Annotated in this window: 26 protein-coding genes and 1 pseudogene; 16 read left to right on the forward strand and 11 right to left on the reverse strand. The window is 71.1% G+C overall.

Going from position 1 to position 24,098, the window contains the following annotated elements; translation table 11 throughout:
- The 7 genes and pseudogenes from A7B18_RS21980 to A7B18_RS11615 all read left to right on the forward strand — a co-directional run.
- Nucleotides 1-533: pseudogene (locus A7B18_RS21980) on the forward strand (hypothetical protein); the annotation flags it as partial.
- A complete protein-coding gene (locus A7B18_RS11590; protein WP_102126864.1) occupies nucleotides 530-2,590 on the forward strand; it encodes a type II secretion system protein GspD in 2,061 nt (686 codons plus the stop codon). The pseudogene A7B18_RS21980 and the gene A7B18_RS11590, both read left to right, overlap by 4 nt.
- Before the next feature lie 115 nt (nucleotides 2,591-2,705).
- Complete coding sequence (aroC, locus tag A7B18_RS11595; protein ID WP_102126865.1) at nucleotides 2,706-3,854, forward strand: chorismate synthase; 1,149 nt, start codon at nucleotides 2,706-2,708, stop codon at nucleotides 3,852-3,854.
- Between the two features lie 145 nt (nucleotides 3,855-3,999).
- Nucleotides 4,000-4,593, forward strand: a complete 594-nt coding sequence (locus A7B18_RS11600) for a shikimate kinase (protein ID WP_180970128.1) — start codon at nucleotides 4,000-4,002, stop codon at nucleotides 4,591-4,593.
- Nucleotides 4,580-5,638, forward strand: coding sequence for a 3-dehydroquinate synthase (aroB, locus tag A7B18_RS11605; protein ID WP_102126867.1), 1,059 nt, complete (start codon nucleotides 4,580-4,582; stop codon nucleotides 5,636-5,638). Before A7B18_RS11600 ends, aroB begins: the two co-directional genes overlap by 14 nt.
- Before the next feature lie 104 nt (nucleotides 5,639-5,742).
- Nucleotides 5,743-6,174: a type II 3-dehydroquinate dehydratase gene (aroQ, locus tag A7B18_RS11610; protein WP_102126868.1), complete on the forward strand. Its 432-nt coding sequence runs from the start codon at nucleotides 5,743-5,745 to the stop codon at nucleotides 6,172-6,174.
- A complete protein-coding gene (locus tag A7B18_RS11615) occupies nucleotides 6,171-6,992 on the forward strand; it encodes an alpha/beta hydrolase (protein ID WP_102126869.1) in 822 nt (273 codons plus the stop codon). The genes aroQ and A7B18_RS11615 overlap by 4 nt, the downstream gene beginning before the upstream one ends.
- A gap of 12 nt (nucleotides 6,993-7,004) precedes the next feature.
- On the opposite strand, the gene A7B18_RS11620 is transcribed toward A7B18_RS11615, so the two are convergent.
- A complete protein-coding gene (locus tag A7B18_RS11620; RefSeq protein ID WP_102126870.1) occupies nucleotides 7,005-7,967 on the reverse strand; it encodes an SDR family NAD(P)-dependent oxidoreductase in 963 nt (320 codons plus the stop codon).
- 92 nt (nucleotides 7,968-8,059) lie between these two features.
- Between A7B18_RS11620 and A7B18_RS11625 the strand changes: the two genes are divergently transcribed.
- From A7B18_RS11625 to rpsI, 3 genes are all read left to right on the forward strand, one after another.
- Nucleotides 8,060-8,611 (forward strand): TetR/AcrR family transcriptional regulator, encoded by a 552-nt coding sequence (locus A7B18_RS11625; RefSeq protein WP_180970129.1) that lies wholly within the window; start codon nucleotides 8,060-8,062, stop codon nucleotides 8,609-8,611.
- A 194-nt stretch (nucleotides 8,612-8,805) separates the two neighbouring features.
- Complete coding sequence (gene rplM / locus A7B18_RS11630; RefSeq protein ID WP_102126872.1) at nucleotides 8,806-9,231, forward strand: 50S ribosomal protein L13; 426 nt, start codon at nucleotides 8,806-8,808, stop codon at nucleotides 9,229-9,231.
- Nucleotides 9,232-9,234: 3 nt separating this feature from the next.
- On the forward strand, nucleotides 9,235-9,627 hold the full coding sequence (gene rpsI / locus A7B18_RS11635; RefSeq protein WP_102126873.1) for a 30S ribosomal protein S9: 393 nt from the start codon (nucleotides 9,235-9,237) through the stop codon (nucleotides 9,625-9,627).
- A 62-nt stretch (nucleotides 9,628-9,689) separates the two neighbouring features.
- Here the strand turns inward: rpsI and A7B18_RS11640 are convergent, their stop codons facing one another.
- A complete protein-coding gene (locus A7B18_RS11640; RefSeq protein ID WP_102126874.1) occupies nucleotides 9,690-10,160 on the reverse strand; it encodes an NfeD family protein in 471 nt (156 codons plus the stop codon).
- A 2-nt stretch (nucleotides 10,161-10,162) separates the two neighbouring features.
- Nucleotides 10,163-11,149 carry an SPFH domain-containing protein gene (locus A7B18_RS11645; RefSeq protein WP_102126875.1) on the reverse strand — a complete coding sequence of 329 codons (987 nt, stop codon included), beginning with the start codon at nucleotides 11,147-11,149 and terminating at the stop codon, nucleotides 10,163-10,165.
- Between the two features lie 68 nt (nucleotides 11,150-11,217).
- On the opposite strand from A7B18_RS11645, the gene A7B18_RS11650 reads away from it, so the two are divergent.
- Nucleotides 11,218-12,630 (forward strand): ATP-binding cassette domain-containing protein, encoded by a 1,413-nt coding sequence (locus tag A7B18_RS11650; RefSeq protein WP_102126876.1) that lies wholly within the window; start codon nucleotides 11,218-11,220, stop codon nucleotides 12,628-12,630.
- Here the strand turns inward: A7B18_RS11650 and A7B18_RS11655 are convergent.
- Both A7B18_RS11655 and rplS read right to left on the reverse strand, forming a co-directional pair.
- Nucleotides 12,625-13,455, reverse strand: a complete 831-nt coding sequence (locus A7B18_RS11655; RefSeq protein WP_245872848.1) for an HAD hydrolase family protein — start codon at nucleotides 13,453-13,455, stop codon at nucleotides 12,625-12,627. The genes A7B18_RS11650 and A7B18_RS11655 overlap by 6 nt on opposite strands.
- Nucleotides 13,456-13,582: 127 nt before the next feature.
- The gene (gene rplS / locus A7B18_RS11660) at nucleotides 13,583-14,059 is read right to left on the reverse strand and encodes a 50S ribosomal protein L19 (RefSeq protein WP_102126877.1); all 477 of its coding nucleotides are present in this window, start codon (nucleotides 14,057-14,059) and stop codon (nucleotides 13,583-13,585) included.
- 259 nt (nucleotides 14,060-14,318) lie between these two features.
- On the opposite strand from rplS, the gene A7B18_RS11665 reads away from it, so the two are divergent.
- Both A7B18_RS11665 and ilvA read left to right on the forward strand, forming a co-directional pair.
- Complete coding sequence (locus A7B18_RS11665) at nucleotides 14,319-15,104, forward strand: hypothetical protein (protein WP_245872849.1); 786 nt, start codon at nucleotides 14,319-14,321, stop codon at nucleotides 15,102-15,104.
- Between the two features lie 254 nt (nucleotides 15,105-15,358).
- On the forward strand, nucleotides 15,359-16,906 hold the full coding sequence (ilvA, locus tag A7B18_RS11670) for a threonine ammonia-lyase, biosynthetic (protein ID WP_102126878.1): 1,548 nt from the start codon (nucleotides 15,359-15,361) through the stop codon (nucleotides 16,904-16,906).
- Between the two features lie 67 nt (nucleotides 16,907-16,973).
- Here ilvA and A7B18_RS11675 read toward each other — a convergent pair whose 3' ends face one another.
- Together A7B18_RS11675 and A7B18_RS11680 are read right to left on the reverse strand one after the other, a co-directional pair.
- A complete protein-coding gene (locus A7B18_RS11675) occupies nucleotides 16,974-17,942 on the reverse strand; it encodes a TolB-like translocation protein (RefSeq protein WP_102126951.1) in 969 nt (322 codons plus the stop codon).
- Nucleotides 17,939-18,661 carry a M23 family metallopeptidase gene (locus A7B18_RS11680; RefSeq protein WP_102126879.1) on the reverse strand — a complete coding sequence of 241 codons (723 nt, stop codon included), beginning with the start codon at nucleotides 18,659-18,661 and terminating at the stop codon, nucleotides 17,939-17,941. Before A7B18_RS11680 ends, A7B18_RS11675 begins: the two co-directional genes overlap by 4 nt.
- Nucleotides 18,662-18,852: 191 nt before the next feature.
- On the opposite strand from A7B18_RS11680, the gene der reads away from it, so the two are divergent.
- Nucleotides 18,853-20,178: a ribosome biogenesis GTPase Der gene (gene der / locus A7B18_RS11685; protein WP_102126880.1), complete on the forward strand. Its 1,326-nt coding sequence runs from the start codon at nucleotides 18,853-18,855 to the stop codon at nucleotides 20,176-20,178.
- Nucleotides 20,179-20,228: 50 nt separating this feature from the next.
- On the opposite strand, the gene A7B18_RS11690 is transcribed toward der, so the two are convergent.
- Nucleotides 20,229-20,693: a hypothetical protein gene (locus tag A7B18_RS11690; RefSeq protein WP_102126881.1), complete on the reverse strand. Its 465-nt coding sequence runs from the start codon at nucleotides 20,691-20,693 to the stop codon at nucleotides 20,229-20,231.
- Nucleotides 20,693-21,049, reverse strand: a complete 357-nt coding sequence (locus tag A7B18_RS11695; protein ID WP_102126882.1) for a hypothetical protein — start codon at nucleotides 21,047-21,049, stop codon at nucleotides 20,693-20,695. The genes A7B18_RS11690 and A7B18_RS11695 overlap by 1 nt, the downstream gene beginning before the upstream one ends.
- 301 nt (nucleotides 21,050-21,350) lie before the next feature.
- Here A7B18_RS11695 and A7B18_RS11700 point away from each other — a divergent pair, with 301 nt between their 5' ends.
- Both A7B18_RS11700 and A7B18_RS21450 read left to right on the forward strand, forming a co-directional pair.
- Entirely contained in the window at nucleotides 21,351-22,484 is a 1,134-nt protein-coding gene (locus tag A7B18_RS11700) for a PQQ-dependent sugar dehydrogenase (RefSeq protein ID WP_102126883.1), read from the forward strand.
- 136 nt (nucleotides 22,485-22,620) lie between these two features.
- Nucleotides 22,621-22,806, forward strand: a complete 186-nt coding sequence (locus A7B18_RS21450) for a hypothetical protein (RefSeq protein ID WP_146009533.1) — start codon at nucleotides 22,621-22,623, stop codon at nucleotides 22,804-22,806.
- A gap of 74 nt (nucleotides 22,807-22,880) precedes the next feature.
- Here A7B18_RS21450 and A7B18_RS11705 read toward each other — a convergent pair whose 3' ends face one another.
- Nucleotides 22,881-23,621 (reverse strand): cytochrome c biogenesis CcdA family protein, encoded by a 741-nt coding sequence (locus A7B18_RS11705; RefSeq protein WP_102126884.1) that lies wholly within the window; start codon nucleotides 23,619-23,621, stop codon nucleotides 22,881-22,883.
- 4 nt (nucleotides 23,622-23,625) lie between these two features.
- Complete coding sequence (locus A7B18_RS11710) at nucleotides 23,626-24,057, reverse strand: thioredoxin family protein (protein ID WP_102126885.1); 432 nt, start codon at nucleotides 24,055-24,057, stop codon at nucleotides 23,626-23,628.
- Nucleotides 24,058-24,098: the final 41 nt, after the last annotated feature.

Here is a 24,098-nt window from a genome sequence, read left to right on the forward strand (position 1 = left end):
CGCTCCCCGTGCCCGTCACCCCTCCGGCGGGCGTCGTCACGCTGAGCCCGCCGAGCGGGGGCCGTGAGCCTGCGCCCGTGCCCCCGGCCCCGGTCCGGCCCCCCGTGGCGGGCGTCCGCGTGCCCGGCGGGACCCTCGACCTGACGGCGCTGCTCGGCCAACGCTCCCGGCCCGGCGCCCCGGAGGCGGCGGGGACGAGGACGGCTTCCGCCACGGCGCTGCCGACCCCCGAGCTGCCGCAGCCCATCACGCAGCTCGGGGCGGACGCGGCGGTCCAGGCGGCGCCCGTCAGCCCGCTCGAGGACCTCGTGCGGCGGCGCGAACTCGTCTTCGACGCCGGGGTCCTCGGCCCGGTGAACACCGCGATCCTGCGCTCCAAAGACGGCTTTGTGGTCGTGTCGGCGGGGCAGACGCTCCCCGACTCGGACGCGGTGGTCCGGGAAGTCACCGCCACCGGGGCCATCCTCGCGCTGGGCACCGAAACCAAGCTCCTCGAACTCGGCAATTCGCACTCGACCCAAGGTGAGCCATGAAGAGATACGCCCTGTTGCTGACCGCCGCGCTCGGCATGGCCGCCGCGCAGACCCCCTCCGCCCCCGCCCAGGCCACCGCAGCCAACGCCTCCCGCCTCGCCGACCCAGGGCTCACGGGCGCCAGCGTGACCTTCGCCCTGCCCGGTCCCGGCAGCGACATGACCTCCAGGCTGCTGGCCCTGGCGATGAGCGCGGGCTACGAGATCCTCCTCGAACCCGGCGTGAATTCGGTCCTGCGGGGAGAGGGCGGCGACGTGCCCAGCTCCCAGGGTGCCGCCCCCGCCAGCCCGGCCCAGGTGTCCTACTCCTTCGTGCAAAAGCCCTTCAACGAGGTCTGGCCGCTCGTGCTCGACCTCTACGGCCTGAGCTACGAGACCCTGAGGGTCGGCGGCAAGCCCGTCTTGCGGGTGAGCGCCAAGCCCGTTCAGCGAATCGTCAAGCTGCCGGGCACCCTCAGTGCCCCGCTGGTCGAACGGCAGCTCAAGCTGTCCTTCGGCACGCTGAAGACCGTGAGCAACAGTCAGAGCAACGCCGCTTCGTCCCAGGGGGCAAGTAGCAGCACCACCGAGACCACCCGCGAGGAAGTCGTGCTCGACTCGCCCACCATGCGCATCATCGCGGAGCCCGCCTCCAACAGCGTGATCATCCGGGGCACGAATCAGGAGGTGGCGCAGGTTCAGCGGCTGCTCGACGAGATCGTCGCCGTGCAGCCCCCGGCGGTCCGCACCGTCCCGGCCCCGGCGCCTGCCGCCCCCACGCCCGACGTGCAGCGCGTCTACAGCGTCAAGGGCCAGCAGGCCGACATCACCGCGCTGCTCGGCGCGCAGTACCCGGCCCTCAAGGTCACGCCGGTCGGGCAGACCGGGCAGCTCGTGATCACCGGGCAGCCGATTCAACTCGACACGGCGCTCACCCTGCTGGCCCAGGTGGACCGCGCGGCGCCGCCCCCCCAGGCCGGGCCGCAGACGGTGCAGCGCGTCTTCCAGCTCATCAACGCGAGCGCCGAGGAGGTCAAGGCGACGCTGGAGGGCACGCTGGCGCGCGAGGTGAGCGACCAGGGCGGCATCGGGCAGAACCTGACGAGCCTGCCCACCACCCTGCTCGACGTGAACGGCAACCCCATCAACCTCGCCCTGCCGCCCGCGAGCGGCACCGGCGCGGGCGGCACCACGGCGGGGACGCCGGGGGCGAGCACGACGGGCGCGGCCACGCGGCCCGCCGCCGAGGCGGTCACCCTGATCGCCGACAAGCGCACGAACACCTTGATCGCCCGGGGCACCGAGGCGCAGGTGCGGCAGATTGCCGAGCTGATCCCGCAACTCGATCAGGTCGTGCCGCAGGTCAACGTGCAGGTCCGGATTCAGGAGGTCACCGAGGACGCGAGCCGCAGCCTGGGCGTGGACTGGAAGGTGGGCTTCGGGGGCTTCAACGTTACCCTGGGGGGGGGCGGGCTCGGCGCGAGTTTCGACCCCACCCGCAGCCTGATGGGCTTCAACATCTTCCCGACCCTTCAGGCCCAGGAGACTCAGGGCCTGAGCAAACAGGTCTACGACGGCAGCATCACGATGCAGAGCGGGCAGCGGTCCCTGGGCGCGGGCGGCAGCACCCAGAATTCGTCGAACGGCGCGGCGGCCACCATCAAGTCGGGCGGGCGGCTGGAACTCAACATTCCCTCGGGCGCGGCCAACGTCCCCCCCATCCAGAAACAGATCGACTACGGCGTCAACCTCGACTTCTTCGACCCGCAGGTGGCCCCCGACGGCACGATCACCGTGCGCGTGCGCGGTCAGGTCAACACCCCGAAGTCCACCATCACGCCCTCCTCCGTTCCCAACGTGCTCGACTTCGCCAACAGCGAGGCGCAGACCACCATCACCTTCAAGAACGGCCAGACGGTGCTGCTCAGCGGCCTGCTCGGCAACACCGAGACGAGTGGCAAGCAGGGCACGCCCTTCCTGTCGAGCCTGCCCGTCATCGGCGGCCTGTTCGGCAAGCAGTCCACGACCAAAAAGGCCACCCAGCTTCTCGTCGTCATCACAGGGAGCGTCGTCAAATAGGCGGGACGGCAGGAAGGCGGGCGGCTCTCCACGCGGGGGGGGCCGCCCGTCTCCCCTCCCCCGCCGTCTGGGCAGCCCCTCCCGCCGCGCCCGGCCCCGACGCTACAGTCCCCGCATGAGGTACCTGACCGCCGGGGAGTCGCACGGGCCGCAACTGACGGCCATCATCGAGGGGTTGCCTGCGCAGTTGCCGCTCGGCAAGGGCGACATCGACCCCTGGCTGCGCCGTCGGCAGGGCGGCTACGGGCGGGGCCGCCGCATGGTGATCGAGACCGACGAGGCCCAGATTCTCAGCGGCGTGCGCGCGGGCCGCACGACGGGAGCGCCCGTCACCCTCGTGGTCGAAAACCGCGACCACCGCAACTGGACCGAGATCATGTCCCCCGAGCCGGGCAATGAACCCCGCAAAAAGGCCCTCACCGACGCCCGCCCCGGCCACGCCGACCTCACCGGCGGCATCAAGTACCGCCACAAGGACCTGCGCGACGTGCTGGAGCGGGCCTCGGCGCGCGAGACGGCGGCGCGCGTCGCGGTCGGGTCGGTGGCCCTCAAGCTCCTCTCGGAACTTGGGGTCGAGGGGGCGAATTACGTGGCGAGCCTCGGCGGCGTCGAGACGCGGCAGCCCTTCTCCTGGAACGCGCTCGACGCCATCGAGGAATCCGACCTGCGCACCCCGGACGCGGACGCGGCGGCGCAGATGCGCGAGCGGATCGACCGGGCGAAGAAGGACGGGGACACCCTCGGCGGCATCCTGGAGGTGCGTTTCCGGGGCCTGCCGGTGGGGCTGGGCTCCTTCGTCCACTGGGACCGCAAGCTCGACGGGCGGATTGCCCAGGCGTGCCTAAGCGTGCAGGCAATGAAGGGCGTGGAGATCGGGCGGGCTTTCGAGAACGCGGTCAAGCCCGGCAGCGGTGTGCACGACGCGGTGTACTACAAGGACGGGGGCTACGCCCGCGAGACGAACAGCGCGGGCGGTCTGGAGGCGGGCATGACGAACGGCGAGGAACTCATCGTCCGGGTCGCCATGAAGCCCATCGCCACGCTGATGAAGCCGCTCCCGACGGTGAACGTGCTCACGCACGAGGCGTCGGACGCCGCCCGCGAACGCAGCGACACGACCGCCGTGCCCGCCGCCGGGGTGATCCTCCAGTGCGTGATCGGCTGGGTGCTGGCCGACGCGCTGCTGGAGAAATTCGGGGGCGACACTCTGCCCGAGCTTCAGGAGCGACTGAAGGCGGCGCGGGACTACGCGCGGGCGTACTGAGGCTCCAGTGCCCTCGCCCCTGGCGGAGCAGGTGGAGGCGGGCCTCCGGGCCTCCCTCGCCCACCCGGAGCCTCCCGAGGGCGCGAGCCGCGGGCAGGGTGTGGCGGTCACGCTCGGAGGCGGGCTTTCCACTAGACTGTCCCCCATGCACGGGTCCGGCCTGATCGAGCGCCCCGTCACGTGGGTGGCGCTGGCGGGCTTCATGGGGACCGGAAAAAGCCGGGTGGGCTGGGAACTCTCGCGGATGCTCGCCCTGCACTTCGTGGACACCGACAAGCTGATCACCCGGGTGGTCGGCAAGACGATCCCCGAGGTTTTCGCCCAGGAGGGGGAGGGCTACTTCCGCGCCTGCGAGCAGGAGGTCGTGCACCGGGTCACCCGCCTCGACCACGCGGTCGTGAGCCTGGGGGGCGGCACCTTCATCCACGAGGCGAACCGCCGCACCCTGTTGGAGCGCGGGCCCGTCGTCGTGCTGTGGGCGAGCCCCGAGACGGTCTACCAGCGGACGAAGCACAGCGACCGCCCCCTGCTCCAGACGCTCGATCCCCTCGCGCGCATCCGCACCCTGATGACCGAGCGCGAGGAGCACTACCGCCAGGGCACCCTCCACGTCCACAGCGACGGGCGCCCCGCCGAGGAGATCGCCGGGGAGATCGTGGAGCGGCTGTGGGACTGGGCCGAGGCCGGGGCAGACCTGGAAGAGGCCGAACTCGTCGGGGCCGAGCGTGCGACGGATTGAGGTTGGCGGGGCACAACCCTACGCGGTGGAGGTCGGCTCAGGGCTGATCTCCCGGGCACGGGTTCCCGAGCGGCACGTCGCCCTGATCCACCCAGTGGACCTACCCGCTCAATTCGTTGAGTTGGCGCAGGCCGCCCTCTCCCCCAGCCTGACCGTCCCCGTTCCCGCCCGCGACGACTGCAAGACGCTGGAGGTCTTCTCGGGCGTGCTCTCGCGGCTCGCCCAGGCCAACCTCCCGCGCGCCGGGGCGGTCGTGGGGCTGGGCGGCGGCGCGGCGACCGACCTCGCGGGCTTCGTGGCGGCGAGCTACCTGCGCGGCGTGGCCTTCTACACCCTGCCCACCACCCTGCTCGGCATGGTGGACGCGGCGGTGGGGGGCAAGACGGGCGTGAACCTCCCCGAGGGCAAGAATCTGGTGGGCGCCTTCTGGCCCCCCCGTGCGGTGTGGTGCGACGTAGGCGCGCTCGCCACCCTGCCCCCCGCCGTCTTCGCGGAGGGCGCGGCGGAGGCGTACAAGCATGGCCTGATCGCCGACCCCACCCTCCTGCCCCGCGTCCTGTCGCCCGACTTCCGCCCCGGCGGGCCCGGTCTGGAGGACACCCTCGCGGACGCCATCGCGGTCAAGGCCGGGGTCGTCACCCGCGACCTGACCGAGAGGGGCGAGCGGGCCTTCCTGAACTTCGGGCACACCCTCGCGCACGCGCTGGAGGCCGTCACCGATCACGCCGTGACGCACGGCGAGGCGGTGGGATACGGGATGCACTACGCCGCCCGCCTCTCCCGCGCGCTGGGCGGGGCGGACCTGACCGGGCACACCCTCGCCTTCCTGCGCTGGCAGCGGCCCCGGCCCCTTCCCCCGCTGACCTTCGAGGACGTGTGGCCCTACATGGCGCGCGATAAGAAGGCCGACGCGGAGGGGGTGCGCTTCGTGCTGCTGCGTGACCTGGCGCGGCCTTACCTGGCGCGGGTGCCGGAGGACGTGCTGCGGCGGGAGTTCGCCCGGTGGCGGGAGGAGGTTGAGGGGCCCTTGGCCCGTGGCGTGTAGCTTGTGGGGACAGAAAAGTCCATGCAGTCGCTTTTCGACAGGCGACCGGCCCACGCCACACGCCCCACACCGGACTCGCAGAGCTGCAAAGCAGAGGTGCCCCCTTGATCCTCGTCCTGAACGGCCCCAACCTCAACCGCCTCGGCCTGCGGGAGCCGGGCGTGTACGGCTCGCAGACCCTGGAAGACCTGGAACGCCTGTGCGAGGCATGGGGGGCCGAACTCGGCGTCACCGTCACCTGCCGCCAGAGCAACTTCGAGGGCCAACTGCTCGAATGGATTCACGAGGCGCAGGAGCAGGGCTTTTCCGGCATCGTCATCAACCCCGGCGCCCTCACCCACTACTCCTACGCCTTGCGCGACGCCATCGCCGGGCAGCCCCTCCCCGTGATCGAGGTTCACATCAGCAACGTGGACGCGCGGGAGGAGTTCCGGCACAAGTCGGTCACCGCCGCCGTCTGCCGGGGTAAGATCAGCGGCCTGGGCTTCCTGGGCTACCGGCTGGCGATGGAGGCCCTGACGGAGAGCGGCGCGTGAGCTGGCGTCCTTACGAGGCGAGGCCGGACAGCACGGTCACGGGCACCCTACTCCAGTGGGAGGGGGTGGGCGACGCAAACCACACCCCGCGCACCCTCCTCGTCTGGCTGCCCCCCTCCTACGACACGGACCCAGACCGCCGTTACCCCGTCGTCTACTTCCACGACGGCCAGAACGTCTTCGACGCGGCCACGGGCTACAGCGGCGAGTGGGAGGCGGACGAGACGCTGACCGAGTTGGTGGCGCGGGAAGTCGAGGCCATCGCCGTCGGCATCCCCAACGGTGGGGAGCGGCGGTATCACGAGTACAGCACGTCCCGGCACCCCGACTTCCCCCCGGAGGAGGGCGGAGGCGGCGCGGACGACTACATCGCCTTTCTGGCGGACACGGTGAAGCCGCTGGTGGACGGCAGCCTCCGCACCCTGCCGGACGCGGCGCACACCTCCCTGATCGGCTCCAGCCTGGGCGGCTTGATCAGCCTCCACGGCCTGCTGACCCGCCCCGACGTGTTCGGGGGCGCGGGAGTGATGAGTCCCGCCTTCTGGGCCTGCCCCGGCGACGCCGAGCGGCTGGTGCGGGTGAGCCCTCCCCCCGCCGGGCGCATCTGGCTCGACATCGGCGGCCAGGAGGGACCCGACAACCCGGAACGCCAGCGGGCCTACTGGGACGACGCCCACGCCATGCGCGACCTGCTGCTGGACAAGGGGATGGGCGAGCGGCTGCGCTTCGTGGCCGAGCCGGAGGGGACGCACCACGAGAGCGCGTGGGCGCGGCGGCTGCCGGGGGCGCTGACGGTTTTGCTGGCGTCCAACGAGTAACGCGCTTCGCCCTTACCCGGTGGACGGCGAACGCTGTCCCACCAGAACCAGACTCTCTTCCCACAACAGCCGGGCCTTCGCCGGGTCACGGGCGAGGTCGGAGGCTTGGCCGAGTTGCGGGCCAGCCTTGCGCCCCCCCTGCACGAAGTACCGTCCGGTCATGCCCTGGTATTTCTCCCCGTCCACAAGCTGGGCCAGGTGGTCACCCGAGCGGACGGGCGTGCTGGCGAAATCGGGGCGGAGCCGGGCCAGCACGGGCAGGACCCGCTTCCACAACAGTTGAACCGGGCCGCCGTACCCGCGCGTCAGGCCGGTGCCGGGCATCAGGCCGGGGTCGAAGACGTTCACCGTGATGCGCCGCCCCTGGCTCCGGAACAGCCGGGAGAGGTGGAAAGCCGTCTGGGCGTTGGCGAGTTTGCTGGAGGCGTATCGGCGCATCCCGGCCCGCCACTCCGGTTCGGGCGCCTGGGCAACCTGGTCGGGAAAGGCGAGCGCCCGCGCGGAGGCGTCGTAGGGCGGGGGGTAACCGCCTCCCTGCCGCGGATCGTGCGTCCCGCTGCCGACGAACACGACGCGCGCGGGCTCGGCCAGGTGGGGCAGCAACAGATCGAGAAGCAGCAGGTGCCCGAGGTGATTGACGCCGAACGTCGCCTCGAACCCCTGCGCGGTGCGGGCGTGCGGGTGGGGGTACTGGATGCCCGCGTTCGCCACGACCGCACGCAGCGGCGGGAAGGCGTCTCCGGCCCAGCCCTCCGCCAGCCGCCGGACGGAATCGAGGTCGCCCAAGTCCAGCGGCAACACGCCTATGGCGGCCCCGGAGACCTGAGTGCGCAGTCGTCCCGCCGCGGCCTCCCCCGTCCCCACCGAGCGGCAGGCGAGCACGACCGTCCAGCCCAGACGGGCAAGGTGCAGGGCGGCCTGCTCCCCCAGGCCGGTGTTTCCCCCCGTGATCAGGGCGGTGCGGGCGTCGTTCATAGGAACCCCCTCCAAGGTATACACCGTCTACCTTGATGATGGACACTGTATACCTTGGTCCCAGGTGGGTCAAGCTGTACGCTGTCCACCCCATGCCCCAACCTCCCAAGATTCATGCCGACGAGGTACTGGCCCAGGCCCTGGCCCTGCTGGAGGAGGGAGGCGAAGGAAGTGTGACGGTGCGGGCGGTGGCGGCCCGTCTGGGGGTCACGCCAAACGCCCTGTATTGGCATTTCACAGACCGGGAAGCCCTCCTGGGTGCGCTCGCCGCTCGGGGAATGGGGGAGTTGCGGGACGCGCTGGCCGGGGCCGTTCCTCCCCGGGCGGAGGCACTCACGGACCTCTCGCCCGTGGCGGCGGCTTACCTGCATTTCGCGCGGACGCGGCCCCACCTCTACGCCCTGATGACGGCCCCCCACGCCGATCCCCGCATCAGCGGTGAACTGTGGGCCTTTGTCCTGGACCTGCTCACGCCCAGGCTGGGGGCGCGGCGGGCCGCTGAGGCGGGGGTGGCGCTGTGGGCGTACCTGCACGGGGTGGCGGGGCTGGAGGCCATGCGGCCCTTCCACGGTGGCAAGCCCGAGTCGGGGGTGGAGGCGGGCCTGCGGACGCTCCTGCGGGGCCTGGAGCAGGAAGACGCCTGAACCGGCTCGCCGACGGACTCTTCTTCGCGGTGTCCCCGCCCTTGTTCCCCTCCCCCTTGCCCTGATACACTCCCTAGCGGTGTTTCGCGCTTGGTAGGGCCGAAACGTTCGGGAGGCTCCCGGAGGCGCACGCAGACCTTTCCCCCAAAGGTGCGGGGCGCACTCGCAGCCAAATTCCCCCCACGAGGCAAGACGTGAAGACTTTCGTACCCAAAAACGACGAGCAGAACTGGGTCGTGGTGGACGCGGCGAACGTGCCGCTGGGCCGCCTCGCGACCCTGATCGCCAGCCGCATTCGCGGCAAGCACCGCCCCGACTTCACCCCCAATATCATCCAGGGCGACTTCGTGATTGTGCTCAATGCCGAGAAGGTCGTGCTGACCGGCGGCAAGCTGGACACCAAGGTCTACACCCGCTACAGCGGCTACCAGGGCGGGCTCAAGACCGAGACGGCCCGCGTGGCGCTGGCCAAGCACCCCGAGCGCGTGATCGAGCACGCCGTCTTCGGGATGCTGCCCAAGGGCCGCCAGGGCCGCGCGATGCACACCCGGCTGAAGGTCTACGCGGGTGCAGTACACCCCCACACCGCTCAGAAGCCCCAGCGGCTTGAGGTTCGCTAAATCATGGCTATTGAACAGTTCTACGGCACGGGCCGCCGCAAGGCCGCCGTCGCCCGCGTGTTCCTGCGCCCCGGCGAGGGCCGCATCATCGTCAACGGCAAGGAGTTCCAGACCTACTTCCGGGGTCTCTTGCGCGCCGTCCACGCCCTCCAGGGCTTCCGCGAGACGGGCACGGCGGGGCGCTACGACGCCGTGATCACCGTGGCGGGCGGCGGTCCCAGCGGTCAGGCCGACGCGATCAAGCTCGGCATCGCCCGCGCGCTGCTCAAGGTCAACCCCGACTTCCGCGCCCAGCTCAAGCCCCGGGGCCTGCTGACCCGCGACCCCCGCGAGGTCGAGCGCAAGAAGTACGGCCTCAAAAAGGCCCGCCGCGCCCCCCAGTTCAGCAAGCGCTGAGCGGACCCGGCAAAGCAGAACCCCCTTCCGAGTGGAGGGGGTTTTCGTTTGCGTTGCCCGTCCTAGGTGCGCTCCAGCGTCCTGTGCTCCACATCCACCTGCAAGGTCGTGCCCTCCGCCCCGACCACGAGCACGCGGCTCCCGGCGGGGAGGTCGGGCCCGGTCGCGCGCCACTCGCTGTCGCCGACGCGCACGCGGCCCACGCCGTTGACGATGGGGGCGGTGACGGTGACCGTGCGGCCCAAAAAGCGGTTCGCCCCGGTGTTGAGGGTGCCTTCCCCCTCGGTGCCGGGGAGGCGGGTCACGAGGCGGCGCCCGATGACGAAGGCGGCCACGCTCAGCGCCGCGAAGAGCAGGAGTTGCACGGTGACGGGCAGCGGCAGCACGAAGACGACGAGACCCAGCGTGAAGGCGGCCAGCGCCAGCCACACGAAGAACACGCCCGGCGCGGCGAGTTCGAGCAGCAGCAGGAGGGCCCCCAGCACCCACCAGTGCCAGGGCTGCACCCCGCCGAGGCTGGGCAGCCAGTCCACGGTCAGGGCCTCCGGGGGCCGCTCAGGACGGGCGTCTCGACCTTGCCGAGGTTGGTCATGGGGCTGTTCATGCTGTTGCCAGCGCCGAAGGCCTCACGCGCGACCTCCGCGATGCCCTGGATGCTGCCGAGGATGCTGGTCGCCTCGACGGGCAGGATCAAGGTCTTCTGGTTGGGGGCGGTGGCGATCTCCTTGAGGGCGTCCACGTACCGCTGCGCGATGAAGTAGTTGATCGCCTGCACGTTGCCCGCCGCGATGGCCTCGCTGACCATGCGGGTCGCCTCGGCCTCGGCCTGGGCGCTTCTCTCGCGGGCCTCGGCCTCCAGGAAGGCGGCCTGACGGCGCCCCTCGGCGTTGAGGATTTCGGCCTGCTTCTCGCCCTCGGCCTTGAGGATGGCGGCCTGGCGGAAGCCCTCGGCGTCGAGGATGTTGGCGCGCTTTTCGCGCTCGGCCTTCATCTGGCGGGCCATGCTGGCGACCAGATCGGCGGGCGGGCGGATGTCCTTGACCTCGATGCGGGTGGCCTTGACCCCCCACGGCTCGGTCGCCTCGTCCACCACGAGCAGCAGCCGGGCGTTGATCTGGTCGCGGTTGGAGAGCAGTTCGTCGAGGTCCATGCCGCCCATCACCGTGCGGATGTTCGTCATGGTGAGGTTGAGGGTGGCCTGCTCGAGGTTGCGGACCTCGTAGCTCGCCTTCGCGGCGTCGAGGACCTGATAGAAGACCACGGCGTCCACGGTGACGAGGGCGTTGTCCTTGGTGATCACCTCCTGCGAGGGCACGTCGAGGACCTGCTCCATCATGTTGACCTTGCGGCCCACCCGGTCGATGTAGGGGATGATCAGGTTCAGCCCCGGCTTGAGGGTGCGCAGGAACTTGCCGAAGCGCTCCTGGGTCCACTCGTAGCCCTGCGGCACGCTCTTGACGCCCGCGAGCAGGGTCACGATGACGAGCAGCACGAGAACGCTGACGAGGATAAGTACGCCCATAGGTTGTGGCCTCCTGTCTTCCCTACGCGGGGGCGGGGGCCTGGGTTCCCGCTCTACACTCGGCGGCGATGACGGGGCCGCTGGTGGAACTCAGGGACGTGACGGTGCGCGCGGGCGGGCGAACGTTGCTGGAAGACGTGACCCTCTGCCTGCACCCCGGCGAGGCCCTGCGCCTGAGCGGTCCGAACGGCGGCGGCAAGACGACCCTGCTGCGGCTGCTCGCCGGGGAGGTGGCCCCGGTGGGTGGGGAGCGCGTCTACCGGCTGGGAGGCGAGGTGCGGCGGTCGGCGGTGCGGGCGCGGCGCACCCTCTCGGTCGTGGGGCCGGACGCCGAGGCCTTCTACCTCACGCGCGAGTGGGCCCAGACCGTGCGCGACGTGCTCCTGGCGGGCTTCGAGGGCGACACGCTGCGGCTGTGGGAGGCCACCCCGGAAGCCCTCGCGCGGCTGGAGGAGGTCGCCTCTTTGACGGGCGTAGGCCCGCTTCTGGGCCGCGACTTCCGCACCCTCAGCCACGGGCAGCGGCGGCGGGCTGTTCTCGCCCGCGCCCTGATGCCGCGCCCCGAGGCCGTGCTCCTCGACGAATTCACCGACGGGCTGAGCGGCAAGGCGAGGGCGGAACTGGGCGGCGTGCTGACGAGGGTGCATGGGGCGGGCGTCGCCGTCGTGCTCGCCACCCACAGGCCGGAGGAGGCCCCACCGCTGCCCTGGCGGACACTGCACGTGAGGGAGGGGCGGGTCACGGCGGAGGGCGGGCCACCCACAGCGGCGGACGCGGACGAGTTTCTTCCCGTTCCGCCCGGCTCCGGCGACCTCGTGCGGCTGCGAAATGTACAGGTTTACCGTAACGGCCACCTCGCCCTCGGCCCGCTGAGCTGGACGTGGGAGGCCGGGCAGCACTGGCTCGTCACCGGGGAGAACGGCAGCGGCAAGAGCACCCTCGCGCGGCTGATTGCGGGGGAGTTCCACCCGGCCCTGGGCGGCACGGTCGAGCGGCCCTACCTGGCCCGCGACCTCCTGACCTCACGGCGGCGCACGATAGGACTGGTCGGTGCCGAGGTCGGCATCCGGCAGCGGCGCGAGTGGACGGGGCAGGACGTGATCGGCAGCGCGTGGGGCGGCACGGAGGGCTTCGCCCAGGGGCTCACGCCGGGGCAGGCCGGGCGGGTGGAGGCGCTCGCCGCGCACCTCGGCGTCACCGAGTTGCTCCCCCGCAGCGCCGGGACGCTCTCGCAGGGGCAACTGCGGCGCCTGCTCCTCGCCCGCTCGGTCGCGCACGCCCCCCGCCTCCTGATCCTCGACGAGGGGCTGGACTTTCTGGACACGGAGGCCCGCACCCGCTTCCTCGCGCTGCTGCCGGGGCTCGCCAGAAACGGCACGCACGTCATGGTGATCGCCCACCGCCCTGCGGACGCGCCGCCGGGTCTGAGCCACCACCTGCACCTGGGGGGCGGACAGGTGGTGTTCAGCCGACTCCTATAACCCGCCCGTCTGCGGCTGCGAAACTTTCCCCTCCAGCCGGTCGGCCAGCGCGTCGAGAAAGGCCCCCAGCGCCTCCGGCCCCGCCACCTGCGCGTGGGCGTGGCGGGCGAGGAGGGGCAGATTCCCGAGCTGCACGGCGTACCCGGCGAGTTCGAGCATCGCCTCGTCGTTGTCGCTGTCGCCGAAGGCGACGGTGCGCTCCAGGGGAATGTCCAGCGCCTCCGCGATCAGGGTGAGGGCCGCCCCCTTGTGCGCGCCGACCGGGGTGACGGTCAGGAAGTGGTCGTAGGGAGGCTGGGCCCCCGTCATCACGAGGCCGGGGTGCTTGGCCTTCAGACGGGCGGCGAAGTCCCTCACGCCGGGGTGGTAGAAGCCCACCTTGAGCACGCCGTCGGTGGGCGCCTCGGCGAGGGGGCGCCAGGAGCGCATCCGCATCCACGGCTCGGGCTCGCGGCCCGGCGGGAGGTCGATGTAGAGGGTTTCCTGCGTAAAGACCACGACGCGGGCGTCCTCCAGCTCGTGCGCGAGCACCGCCTCCAGCTCGCCGGGGTTGAAGCGGGCCTCGGCGCGCAGTTCCTCGCCGACCTCGATGCGACCTCCGTTGTTGGAGGCGATGGCGTCGGGCTGCACGGCCTCGCGCACGGGCCGGGGGGCGGTGTCCCGCCCGGTGATGATCGCCACCCGTACGCCCAACCCCTTCAGCCGCGCCAGCGCCTCCACGCTCGCCCCCGGCACCTCGCGGCCCTGGTCGGGAATCAGGGTGCCGTCGAGGTCGAAGGCGAGGAGCAGCGGCAAGCTGGCGGGCAGGAGACGGGGCGTGGTCACGCGGGGCAGCCTAGCAAGCCTGCGCCGGGGGGGATCGTGAGGGGCGGGCAAAAGCCCAGGCCGGGAAAACACAGGTCAAAGAAAACCGCCCACCGTCGCGGGCGGGCGGAAGGGGGGCAGGGCGGACTTACTCGCCGAGGGTCTCGACGGGCGTGAAATCGCTCCCGGCCTCGGTGGCCGTAACGGCGGGCGCGGCGGCGGTCGCCTTGGCGCGGGCGGCGTCTTTCATCACGCGGCTGCGGTCGCTCTTGATGCGGGCGGCCTTGCCGCGCAGCTCGCGCAGGTAGTACAGCTTGGCCCGGCGCACCTTACCGCGCTCCAGCACGGTCACCTTGGCGAGCAGGGGGCTGCTGAAGGGGAAGACGCGCTCGACGCCCTCACCGAAACTGATCTTGCGGACGGTGAAGCTCTTGCGGCTCCCCGTGCCGTTGACGGCGATGACCACGCCCTCGAAGGCCTGGTTGCGGGTGCGGTTGCCCTCGACCACCTTGGTCTCGACACGCACCGTGTCCCCCGGCTGGAACTCGGGGTGACCCTGCTTGACGTGAGGCTGCTCGACGGCGCGCAGGATCGCACCACGGTTGACTTTGACGGCACTCTGCATGTTGAACTCCTTCGCCAGCGGACCGCCCCACCTCCCGGCTGAGCCGGGCAGAGACGTTCTTGGCCTGATGTGCATCTCCCGCGCTCACGGCGGGGCGAACCTGGGGAGTATACCCGCCCCGGCGCCCGGACCTCAAGGGGCCGGTCCCGCCCGCTTCATTCCACCTTCACTGGCCCACGGCGGAGCCTGTTGGTCGCGCTCCTGGCGCTTCCCGGCTTGGGTCACCTTTCTCACGATCCGCCGGGCTCAAGATGCCCCTGTGGACGGGTCGGTCGAGAGGAGAGACGCCCTGCTGGCGGACGCGCAGCGGGCGGTGGGCGAGCATCGGCGCCGGGTGGCGGAGGCGCGGGCGCGCGAGCACGTGGGGGCGGCGGGCTGGGCGCAGACGAGCACGCTGGAGGCGATCATCCGGGCGGGGCGCGAGGGCCTGGCCGCGACCGACGCGCTGCGGCAGGTCGTGCGCCTGACGACCGAGCAGGTGCGGACGCTGCCGCTGGCCGCCCCGGGCGAGACGCGCGAGGCCCAGGCGCAGGCGCTCTCGGAGATCGTCCAGAGCGGCGAGGAGCAGCTCGGCGCCGCCGAGGCCCTCGACGCGCTGGTGCGCCGCGCGCTTGACGAGGTGGCCCAGACGCCCGTGAGCGAGGTGAGCGTCCAGGCCCTGCGCCGGATTCACGAGCGGTTGCAGGCGCAGGTCGGCGCCCTCTCGACCATCATCGAGGCGGCGCGGGCGCAATCGGACACCCTCGAACAGATCGCCCGGCTGGAGCGGGTGAGTGCCGATCACCTTCAGCGGGTGGAGGCCATCCGGCAGCTCGGCGCCCAGGAGGAGGTGCAGGCGCTGGGCGAGATCGGCGAGGAGGTCGTGGAACGTATCGCCGAACTCGACGAGGCCAACTCCCGCCAACTGGGGGTCCTGGCCCGCATCGGGGAGGCGGTGGTCGAGAAGGTGGCAGAGACGGGCACCACCCCTTCCGAGCAGGTTCAGGCCCTCGAAGACCTCGCCCACGCCGCGCAGGACAGGGCCGAGAAGTTGCGGGGACGCTGAGGGCAGGGGCCCGCAACCCGGGCCCCGTCACGAGAGGGCCCGTTCGCGCCGCCTGCCCGAACCCGGGGACGCAAAGCCGCGGCCCTTGTCTACCCCTGCACACCTTCGCTTCCCCACCCCGCGCCTATGCTCTCCCCATGCAGGCGGCGCGAATTTGTGGGGCTCCCGGGGACTGACGTTGCCGGGGCCCGCGCGCCCCACGTTCACCCCCGCTGGAGTGGCGGGGGTCTTTTCTTGGCGAGGAGAATAGGCACATGACGCAGACCCAGACCTTCACCCCCGGCTCGCTGGACGCGCAGGACGTGCTGCGGCTGGCCCTGACGAGCCGGGTCTACCGCGCGGCGGTGGAGACGCCCCTGAGCGCCGCCCCCGGCATCAGCGCCCGCACGGGCTGTGCGGTGTGGCTCAAGCGCGAGGACCAGCAGCCCATCTTCTCCTTCAAGCTGCGCGGCGCCTTCAACAAGATGAGCCACCTCACCCCCGAGGAGGCCGCCCGCGGCGTGATCTGCGCCTCGGCGGGCAACCACGCGCAGGGCGTCGCCTACGCCGCCCAGGAACTCGGTTTGAAGGCAGTCATCGTGATGCCCGTGACCACCCCCGAGATCAAGGTGCAGGCGTGCCGGTCGCGCGGCGCGGAGGTCGTCCTTCACGGTGACTCCTTCAGCGACGCCGAGGCCCACGCCTACCGGTTGCAGCGCGAGTCGGGCCTGACCTTCGTCCACCCGTACGACGATCCCCTGGTGCTCGCGGGGCAGGGCACCATCGCGCTCGAACTCCTGCGGCAGGTCGAGGGCGGCGCTTACACCGTGTTCGTGCCGGTGGGCGGCGGGGGACTCATCGCGGGGGTGGCCTCGGTCCTCAAGGCGCTGTGGGCCGACGTGCGGATCGTGGGCGTGGAGCCCGACGACTCCGACGCGATGTACCAGAGCCTGCAAGCGGGCACGCGGGTGCGGCTGGGCACCGTGGGCATCTTCGTGGACGGGGTGGCGGTCAAGCAGGTCGGCGCCTACACCTTCGACCTGACCCGGCGCTACGTGGACGACTGGGTGCGGGTGAGCACCGACGAGGTGTGCGCGGCGATCAAGGACGTGTTCGACGACACGCGGGCGGTGATGGAGCCCGCCGGGGCGCTGGCGGTCGCGGGCCTGAAAAAGTACGCCGCCGAGCGGGGCCTCGCGGGCGAGACGCTGGTGGCGCTGACCTGCGGGGCGAACATGAACTTCGACCGCTTGCGTCACGTCGCCGAGCGCACCGAGATCGGCGAGCGGCGTGAGGCGACCCTGGCCGTGACCATCCCCGAGCGGCCCGGCGCCTTCCGCACCTTTATCGAGGTGATCGGCCCGCGCGCCGTCACCGAGTTCAACTACCGCTATGCCCCCCGTCATGAGGCCCGCATCTTCGTGGGCGTGCAGCTCCGGCACCCCGGCGAGCGGTCGGAACTCGTGGACACCCTCACCGCGCACGGTTACGGGGTCACCGACCTCACCGACAACGAGATCGCCAAGGTCCACATCCGCCACATGGTCGGAGGCCGCGCCCCCGAGGCCACGAACGAGCGGGTCTACTCTTTCACCTTCCCCGAGCGGCCCGGCGCCCTCCTCGAATTCCTGACCCACCTCCACGCGGGCTGGAACATCAGCCTCTTCCACTACCGCAACCACGGCAGCGCCCACGGTCGCGTCCTCGCCGGAATCCAGGTGCCCGACGAGGACCTGGACGCCTTCGCCGCCTTCCTCCAGGGGGTCGGCTACCCGGCGACGGACATGACGGGGAACGCGGCATACCGGCTGTTTTTGACATAGCTGTCAGTGGTCAGCCGTCAGCGATCAGCAAAACAGGTTCTTTCTGACGGCTGAGAGCTGACCGCTCTCAAGGCAGTTCCACCACCCGCACGTTCCCGCCCCGCGCGCTGAGGTACGACAGCCTCTTTCCGTCCGGGCTGACGTTCCAGTCTCCCTGGCGGACCTGATCGCCGAGGTCGCCGAGGGTGCGCCAGGCGTTCGTCTGGGCGTTGTACTCGCGCAGGACGTGGGGGGAGCCGTCGGCGCGCAGGGGGATCAACAGGAGACGCCGGGCGTCGCGCCAGCGGTAGGAGCCGAAGGCGTCCAGCTTGCGCGGCGCCGCGCCCGAGGTGGGCCGCAGCCACAGGCCGTTGCGGCCCGGCGAGTCGAAGGCGACGTAGTAGATGACGCGCGAGCCGTCCGGGCTGACGCTCACCCCCCGGAAGGAGAGGGCGGAGGCGAGGGTGCGGCGGGCCCCCGTGCGCGTGTCGAGGGTAAAGAGGTCGCGGTCGCGGTTCGCCGCGCTGCGCTTGCCGTTCAGCAGGAGGGTCGTCTCATTCAGCCACCCGCTGATCCCGCCCCCGTAAAGGGTGGCGACCTGACGCGGCGAGCCGAACACGTCCGCCACGAAGACGCGGGTGGCGCGGCGGTCGAAGTTCCCCGCCGTGTCGCTGCGCGCGAACGCGAGCCGGTTCTCCGAGGCCGTCCACGTCACGTCCCCGCCGCGCGTGGGGAGGGTAAATCTCCGCCCGTCCGCGAGCCGCTCGATGGTGGTGTTCTCGCCCGTCCCCGGCCTGACCGCCCAGCGCAGCTTCGGAGAGAAGAAGGCGACGGTGGAGAAACGGCGGCTCACCGTCTCCCCGTCCGCCGACACCTGATAGATGCCCGTGGCGGAGCGCGCGGGCGGCCCGTCGAGGAAGAGCAGGGCCTGGGAGTCGGGCGTCCACACCGCGCCGGGGCAGCACGTGCCCGAGAGCACAGCCCGCGACGGCAGCGTGGCGGCGAGCGAGGAGGCCGGGAGGGCGAGGGCCAGGGCGAGGGCGAGGGCCCGTCTCACCGGGCACCCCCCGGCGAGGGCGGCCACGGACGGGCGAACTCGTTGAGGATTCGGCCACCCCGGCGCACCTCGGGCTGCGACTCGGGCGTCTGCCACCGGCGCGGCGCCGCGAGGTCGTACTGGTAGCCGCGCCCGAAGCTGCCCGCCAGCGCCAGCGAGTCCCAGTCGGCGGCGATGTAGGGCAGGGGGTTGAAGAAGCGCTGGTGCGAGCGGTCACGCAGCTCCAGGTGCAGGTGCGGGGCGCTGACACAGGTGAACTGCGAGTCGCCGCTCTCCCCGATGACCTGCCCGCGCGTGACCCGCTGCCCCACCCGCACGGATGAGCGCACCCGCAGGTGCCCGTACAGGCTGCTGAGGTTCCCCGCGTGGTTGATCACCACGTTGTGCGGCGGGCTGCCGTGCGGGCCGTCCACCTCGGCGACCACCCCGTCCCCGATGGCGCGCACCGGCGTGCCGCAGGGAGCGCTGAAGTCCAGCCCCGCGTGCACACCCTGGAGGTTGACGTAGGTCGAGCGGCGCTGGCGGTACGCCCCCGTCGTGTTGCCGTAGCCCTGCCCGAGCAGCCACGTCTCCGGCCCCGGCGCCCCGGCAAAGGGCAGCCCGAACTGCCGGGCGGGTTTCGCTATGGCGCTGTCCGGCAGCGCGGGCGCGTAGTGCGCCCAGGCCACCGCCCCGCCTCCCGCCAGGAGAAGGCCCAGACCCCAACTTCTCTTCCGCATGGGGGATGTTCGCCCGCCGCCGCCTTCAAGACGGTGCGGACGGTTACACGGGGGCTCAGGTTCCAAACCGTCAGGCTCTTCTCCGTTAGTCTTCTTAGTCTATGGCCCGCCCAGCCTGGAGACAGGCGGCGGGCAGCGGCGAAACCTCCTGCTGACGCCAAGGAGGTTTCGACACCGAAAGGAGCGTCCACATGCACAAAGTCGCCATCGTGGGCCGGCCCAATGTCGGCAAGTCCAGCCTGTTCAACCGCCTCGTCGGGCGGCGCGAGGCCGTCGTGGCCGATTTTCCGGGCGTGACGCGGGACGCCAAGGAAGGGCTGATGCTCTACCACAACCACCGCATCACCCTGGTCGATACGGGCGGGTTGTGGAGCGGGGACGAGTGGGAGCAGGCCATCCGCGAGAAGGCCGAGTGGGCGATGGAGGGGGCGCAGGCCGTGATCTTCGTCCTCGACCCGCGTGAGGGTCTGTCGGCGGCGGACTACGAGGTCGCCGAGTGGCTGCGCCGCTTAGGCAAGCCGGTGATCGTCGTCGCCAACAAGATCGACAGCCCCAAACACGAGGTGTACCTCGCGGAGCTGTGGGCTCTCGGCTTCGGCGACCCCATCGCCATCAGCGCCGAGCACGCGCGCGGCCTCGACGACCTGATGGAGCGGGTGATGGGTTACCTCCCCGAGGACGACGAGGACGTGCCGGAGGTCGCCCCCATCCGCATCTCGCTGATCGGGCGCCCCAACGTGGGCAAGTCGAGCCTCCTGAACGCCATTACCCAGAGCGACCGGGCCATCGTGGCGGACCGGCCCGGCACCACGCGCGACAGCCTCGACGTGGAGTGGAACTACGGCGGGCAGCGCTTCGTGCTGGTGGACACGGCGGGCATCCGCAAGAAGCCCGACACGGCCATCGAGGAGTACGCGATTCAGCGCTCCCAGGCGGCCATCGAGCGCAGCGACCTGATCTGGCTCGTCGTGAACGCCACCGAGATCGGCGACCACGAACTCAAGCTCGCCAACCTCGCCTACGACAGCGGCAAGCCCGTCATCGTCGTGGTGAACAAGTGGGACCTCGTGCCCGACGAGGACCTCAAGCGCACGGAAAAGGACCTCAACCAGAAGCTCCACCACATCGCCTTCGCGCCGCGGGTGTACACCTCGGCGATCAACGACTACGGCATCCACGACATGCTCGCCGAGGCGATGAAGCTCCACGCGAAGTGGCAAAGCCGCATCCCCACCGCCGAACTCAACCGCTGGCTGGAGGTCTGGCAGATGCGTCAGGCCATGCCCAACTTCCACGGCAAGCCGCTGAGGATGTACTTCATGACCCAGGTGGAGACGGCGCCGCCGACGTTCGCCATCTTCTGCAACCGCGCCGACTTCGTGACCCGCGCGTACGAGGGCTTCTTGCAAAACCGCATCCGCGAGGACCTGCAACTGGCCGGAGTGCCCGTGCGGCTGAAGTGGAAGGAGAAGGGGCCGTACCGGAGGGGCAAGAAGGGCGAGGCGGCGGAGGCGTAGGTCACACCGTCAGGAAAGGCCGTCCGGCGTGTGGGGCGGCCCTTTTCCTTTCAACCGCGACGACGCAGCGAGGCGACAAGCAGCAGCAAGGCGCCCACCCCGCCCACGAACGCGAAGAACGACCCCACCACCCCGGGCGGCGCGGCGTCCGAGGAGGCGAGCATAGAGAGCTGAATCAGCGCGATCAGGGCCACGCAGAAGAACTTCAGGCCCGCCGAGGCTTCCCGCGCGGCGGCCCGGTTGCGCTCGGGCGAGCCCAGGTCGGGCATGTTGATCACGCCGATCTTCTCCGTGTACGAGAGCAGCCCGTAGAGAAACAGCATGATCGTCGGCAGGAGGATCAGCCGTCCCTTACTTCCCAGCGTGGGCGGCGCGTTCAGGTTCATGCGCAGGGGCAGACTCTCGGGAAGAGCCGCCCAGTGATAGGCCAGCCACAGGAATGTCCCCACCAGCACGGCCAGCGCCGCCCCGTTGGTGGCCCGGCGGAAGCGGGAGGGCGGGGCCGGGTGCTCCACTACTCCGCCTGCCCCTCCCGCATCGCCACCCAGTCCTCCCACGCGAGGGCGGGCAGCAGCGCGAAGCTCCCGACGAAGAGCGTGGCGACCGCCGCGGGAAGGCGCACCGCCGTCTTGCCGTTCAGCACGAGGTAGAGGGCTCCCAGGGTGCTGAGCGCCCCCACGTCCATGAACATGACGCGGGCGAAGGTGCTCTGTCTCAACGTGCCGCCGAGGCCGAGGTCGTCGGGGCGGGCGCGGCCCAGCACGGCGGTCAGGACGAGGAGGACGAACAGCGAGGCATAGAGCCTGAGCCGTTCGGGACCGGGGGCGCGGTACTTTTCGAGCCACGCGGGGGTGGGCGCCGTTTTCGTCATGGCCCAGCGTACCCGTTCCCGGCGGCAGGGAGGACCGGGCCTTCCCCTCCTCAACGTCTTCACACCCGCCCCATGCCCCCCTGTGCATACCGTGACCTCTGGGAAACGTGGTCCGGTGGCTGCTGGGAGGGCTCGTCGTCTTCAGTCTCGCGGCGTGCGGCCCGGCGAACGGGGGCGAGAACGACGACGAGAACGAGGAGAACGAGAGTGGCGGCGCCAACTGAGCGGCCCGTGCGGGCCGGGTCCGGGCGCGTCCTGCCCCGCTTACACTTCGTGCCCGGGTGACCCGGCACACTGGTGTATGTCCACAACCCGCCTCTTCGCCGCGCTGACCCTCGCCGCCTGGCTCTCCTCCGCGTGCGCCCAGAACAACCAGAGCGCCGCCCCGCAGGTCCGCTTCACCCCCTTCGTGAGCGGCCTGGAACAGGTCACCACCCTCACCCACGCGGGCGACGGTTCGGGCCGCCTGTACGCCACCGAGCAGGGCGGGCGCGTGCGGGTGATCGAGCGGGGGAGGCTGCGCGCCCAGCCGTTCCTCGACGTGGGCACCCTGACCCGGGCGGGCGGCGAGCGGGGCCTCCTGGGCCTCGCCTTCGATCCCGGCTACAAGACCAACCGCCGCCTGTACGTCCACTACACCGACCGGAGCGGAAACACGGTGCTCGCCCGCTACACGGCCACCCCCGACTTCTCCCGCGCCGAGCCGGGGAGCGCCCGCATCCTCTTTACCGCCGAGCAGCCCTACGCCAACCACAACGGGGGTCAGGTGGCCTTCGGGCCCGACGGTTTCCTGTACCTGGGGCTGGGGGACGGCGGGTCGGGGGGCGATCCGCAGAATTTCGGGCAAAACCTCGCCTCGCCCCTGGGCAAGATCTTGCGCTTCGACGTCGGGGGTGACGCGGCGCGGCCCGCCCCCGGCAATCCGTTCCTCGGTCGGCAGGGCGCCAACCCCAACATCTGGGCGTACGGTCTGCGCAACCCCTGGCGCTTTTCCTTCGACCGCGTTTCGGGTGACCTGATCATCGCCGACGTGGGCCAAAACGAGTTCGAGGAGGTGGACCGCCAGCCCAGGAGCAGCCGGGGCGGCGAGAACTACGGCTGGCGCGTGCGCGAGGGCCGTTCGTGCTTCGACCCGCCGAGCGGCTGCCGCTCCCAGGGCCTGACCGACCCGGTGCTGCAATACGGGCGCGACGAGGGCCAGAGCGTCACGGGCGGGTACGTGTACCGGGGAAGCGCCCTCCCCGCGCTCAAGGGGCAGTACGTCTTCGGCGACTTCGGCACGGGGAACGTCTGGGCCGCTCCCACGACCGGGCAGAACTGGAACAAGGTCAGGATCGGGCGGGTGCAAAATCCCTCCGCCTTCGGGGAAGACGAGGCGGGAGAACTGTACGTGGCCGAGTACGGCAGCGGGCGGGTGCTCAAGCTGGGCCGCTGAGGCCTGCCCCGCCCCGACCACGGGTGCGCACCGGGCGTCCGGTTCCTCCGAACAGACCCCCGGCGCTCCGCTTCCCTCGGCCCACAGGTGACGGGAAGGCCCCCCGAGCCCCAAGCTTGGGGAGGCGGCTTACCTTTTGACCGCGTGTCCTGCTCCAGCGTGGGGGCACGTCACCTCCCAGGCCACGGAAGACGACGGGCGCCGAAACCCCTATAAGGACCCGCTCACCATCGCCGTCTCGGTGGCCGCGCAACTGCTGCAAGTGCTGGAAGTCCCCGTCGTGGCCGCCGCGCCCATCCCCTCCACCTCCCCAGAGGGGTGAACGGGGGGGAGAAAAGGGCGTGGCGCAGCAGAAGAGGCCCCGGGATGCTTGCCCGGGGCCTCCTCGTGAGGCTCTTACCGCCCGATCTGGTCGAGTTCCCCCCGGACCGCCCCCGTTTCCTCCAAAAAGGCCAGGTTCTGCACGTAGGGCACGCGCTCCACGATGAAGGTCTGCGCGGCGCGGTCCACCCCCAGGGCCATGCCGACGGCAAAGAGGGCCAGCACCACCCCGAAGGCCCGCTGTAACCCGCCCAGGTTCCGCAGCAGGGCCGGCATCCGGGTCAGGAGGCGCCGCCCTCCCACCATCACCGCGAACATGGGGAGGGCCACGCCGAGCGCGTAGGCGGTCGTGACGGCGGCGGCGAAGGTCGTCACCTGCCCGCTGAGCGCCAGGGTGGTCACGCTCGCCAGGATCGGCCCCACACAGGGCGTCCAGACGAGGCCGAGGGTGGCGCCCACGAGCAGACCGCCCACGAACCCGTCCCCGCCGCCGCGCGCTGCCCCCTGCGGCACCGCCCGCGCGGCGAGTTGCTCGAAACGGCGACCCAGCGCCGGGACCGCCAGCGTCAGCCCGAAGGCGAACAGCAGGGCGACGGCCCCCCAGCGCAGGGCCTCAGCGGGGATGCCCAGCGCCGTGACGAGCGTGCTGAGAAAGAGTGTGAGGACCACGAAACTGCCGATAAATCCGGCGACGATGCCCCAGGGCCGCGCCCGTCCACCCACCGTGCCCGAGAGCACCACGGGCAGCACCGGCAGGATGCACGGCGACAGCACGGTCAGCACGCCGCCGAGGAAGGCCACCAGCAGCAGGAGCATGGCGTTACCGCACCATGCCGGTCTTGGCGACGATCTCGCGCACGCCGCCGCCCGACCACTTGGTCAGCGCCCTCCCCCCCGCGTCCACAAGGACGAAGGTGTGCTGGGAGGTGATGCCGTACTGCCGCTTCAGGGCCGTCTCCCGGTCGTAGTCGGTCTTGAAGACGACCACGTTCCTCGGCAATCCCGCCAGATTCTTCGTGAGGTCGGCGTCGGCGGCCTTGCAGTTGGGGCACCACGTCGCGTGGAAGAACAGCACCCGCCGCATGCCCTTCGCGGCGTCAAAGGCGGCCTTGGAGTAGGGCTGGTACGCCGTCGTCTTCATCATGGAATCGCCCGTCATGCTATGCCCGGTCATCGTGTTGGACGAGGGCGCGGCGGCGAAGGCGGTGGCGAGCAGGGCGGCGGCGAGGGCGGACAGGTGGAACTTGTTCATGTTGGCCTCCTGACCTGGGTACGGAGGGAAGGGGGCGAAGG

The sequence above is a fragment of the Deinococcus planocerae genome (genome assembly GCF_002869765.1).
In the GTDB taxonomy this organism is placed as follows: domain Bacteria; phylum Deinococcota; class Deinococci; order Deinococcales; family Deinococcaceae; genus Deinococcus; species Deinococcus planocerae.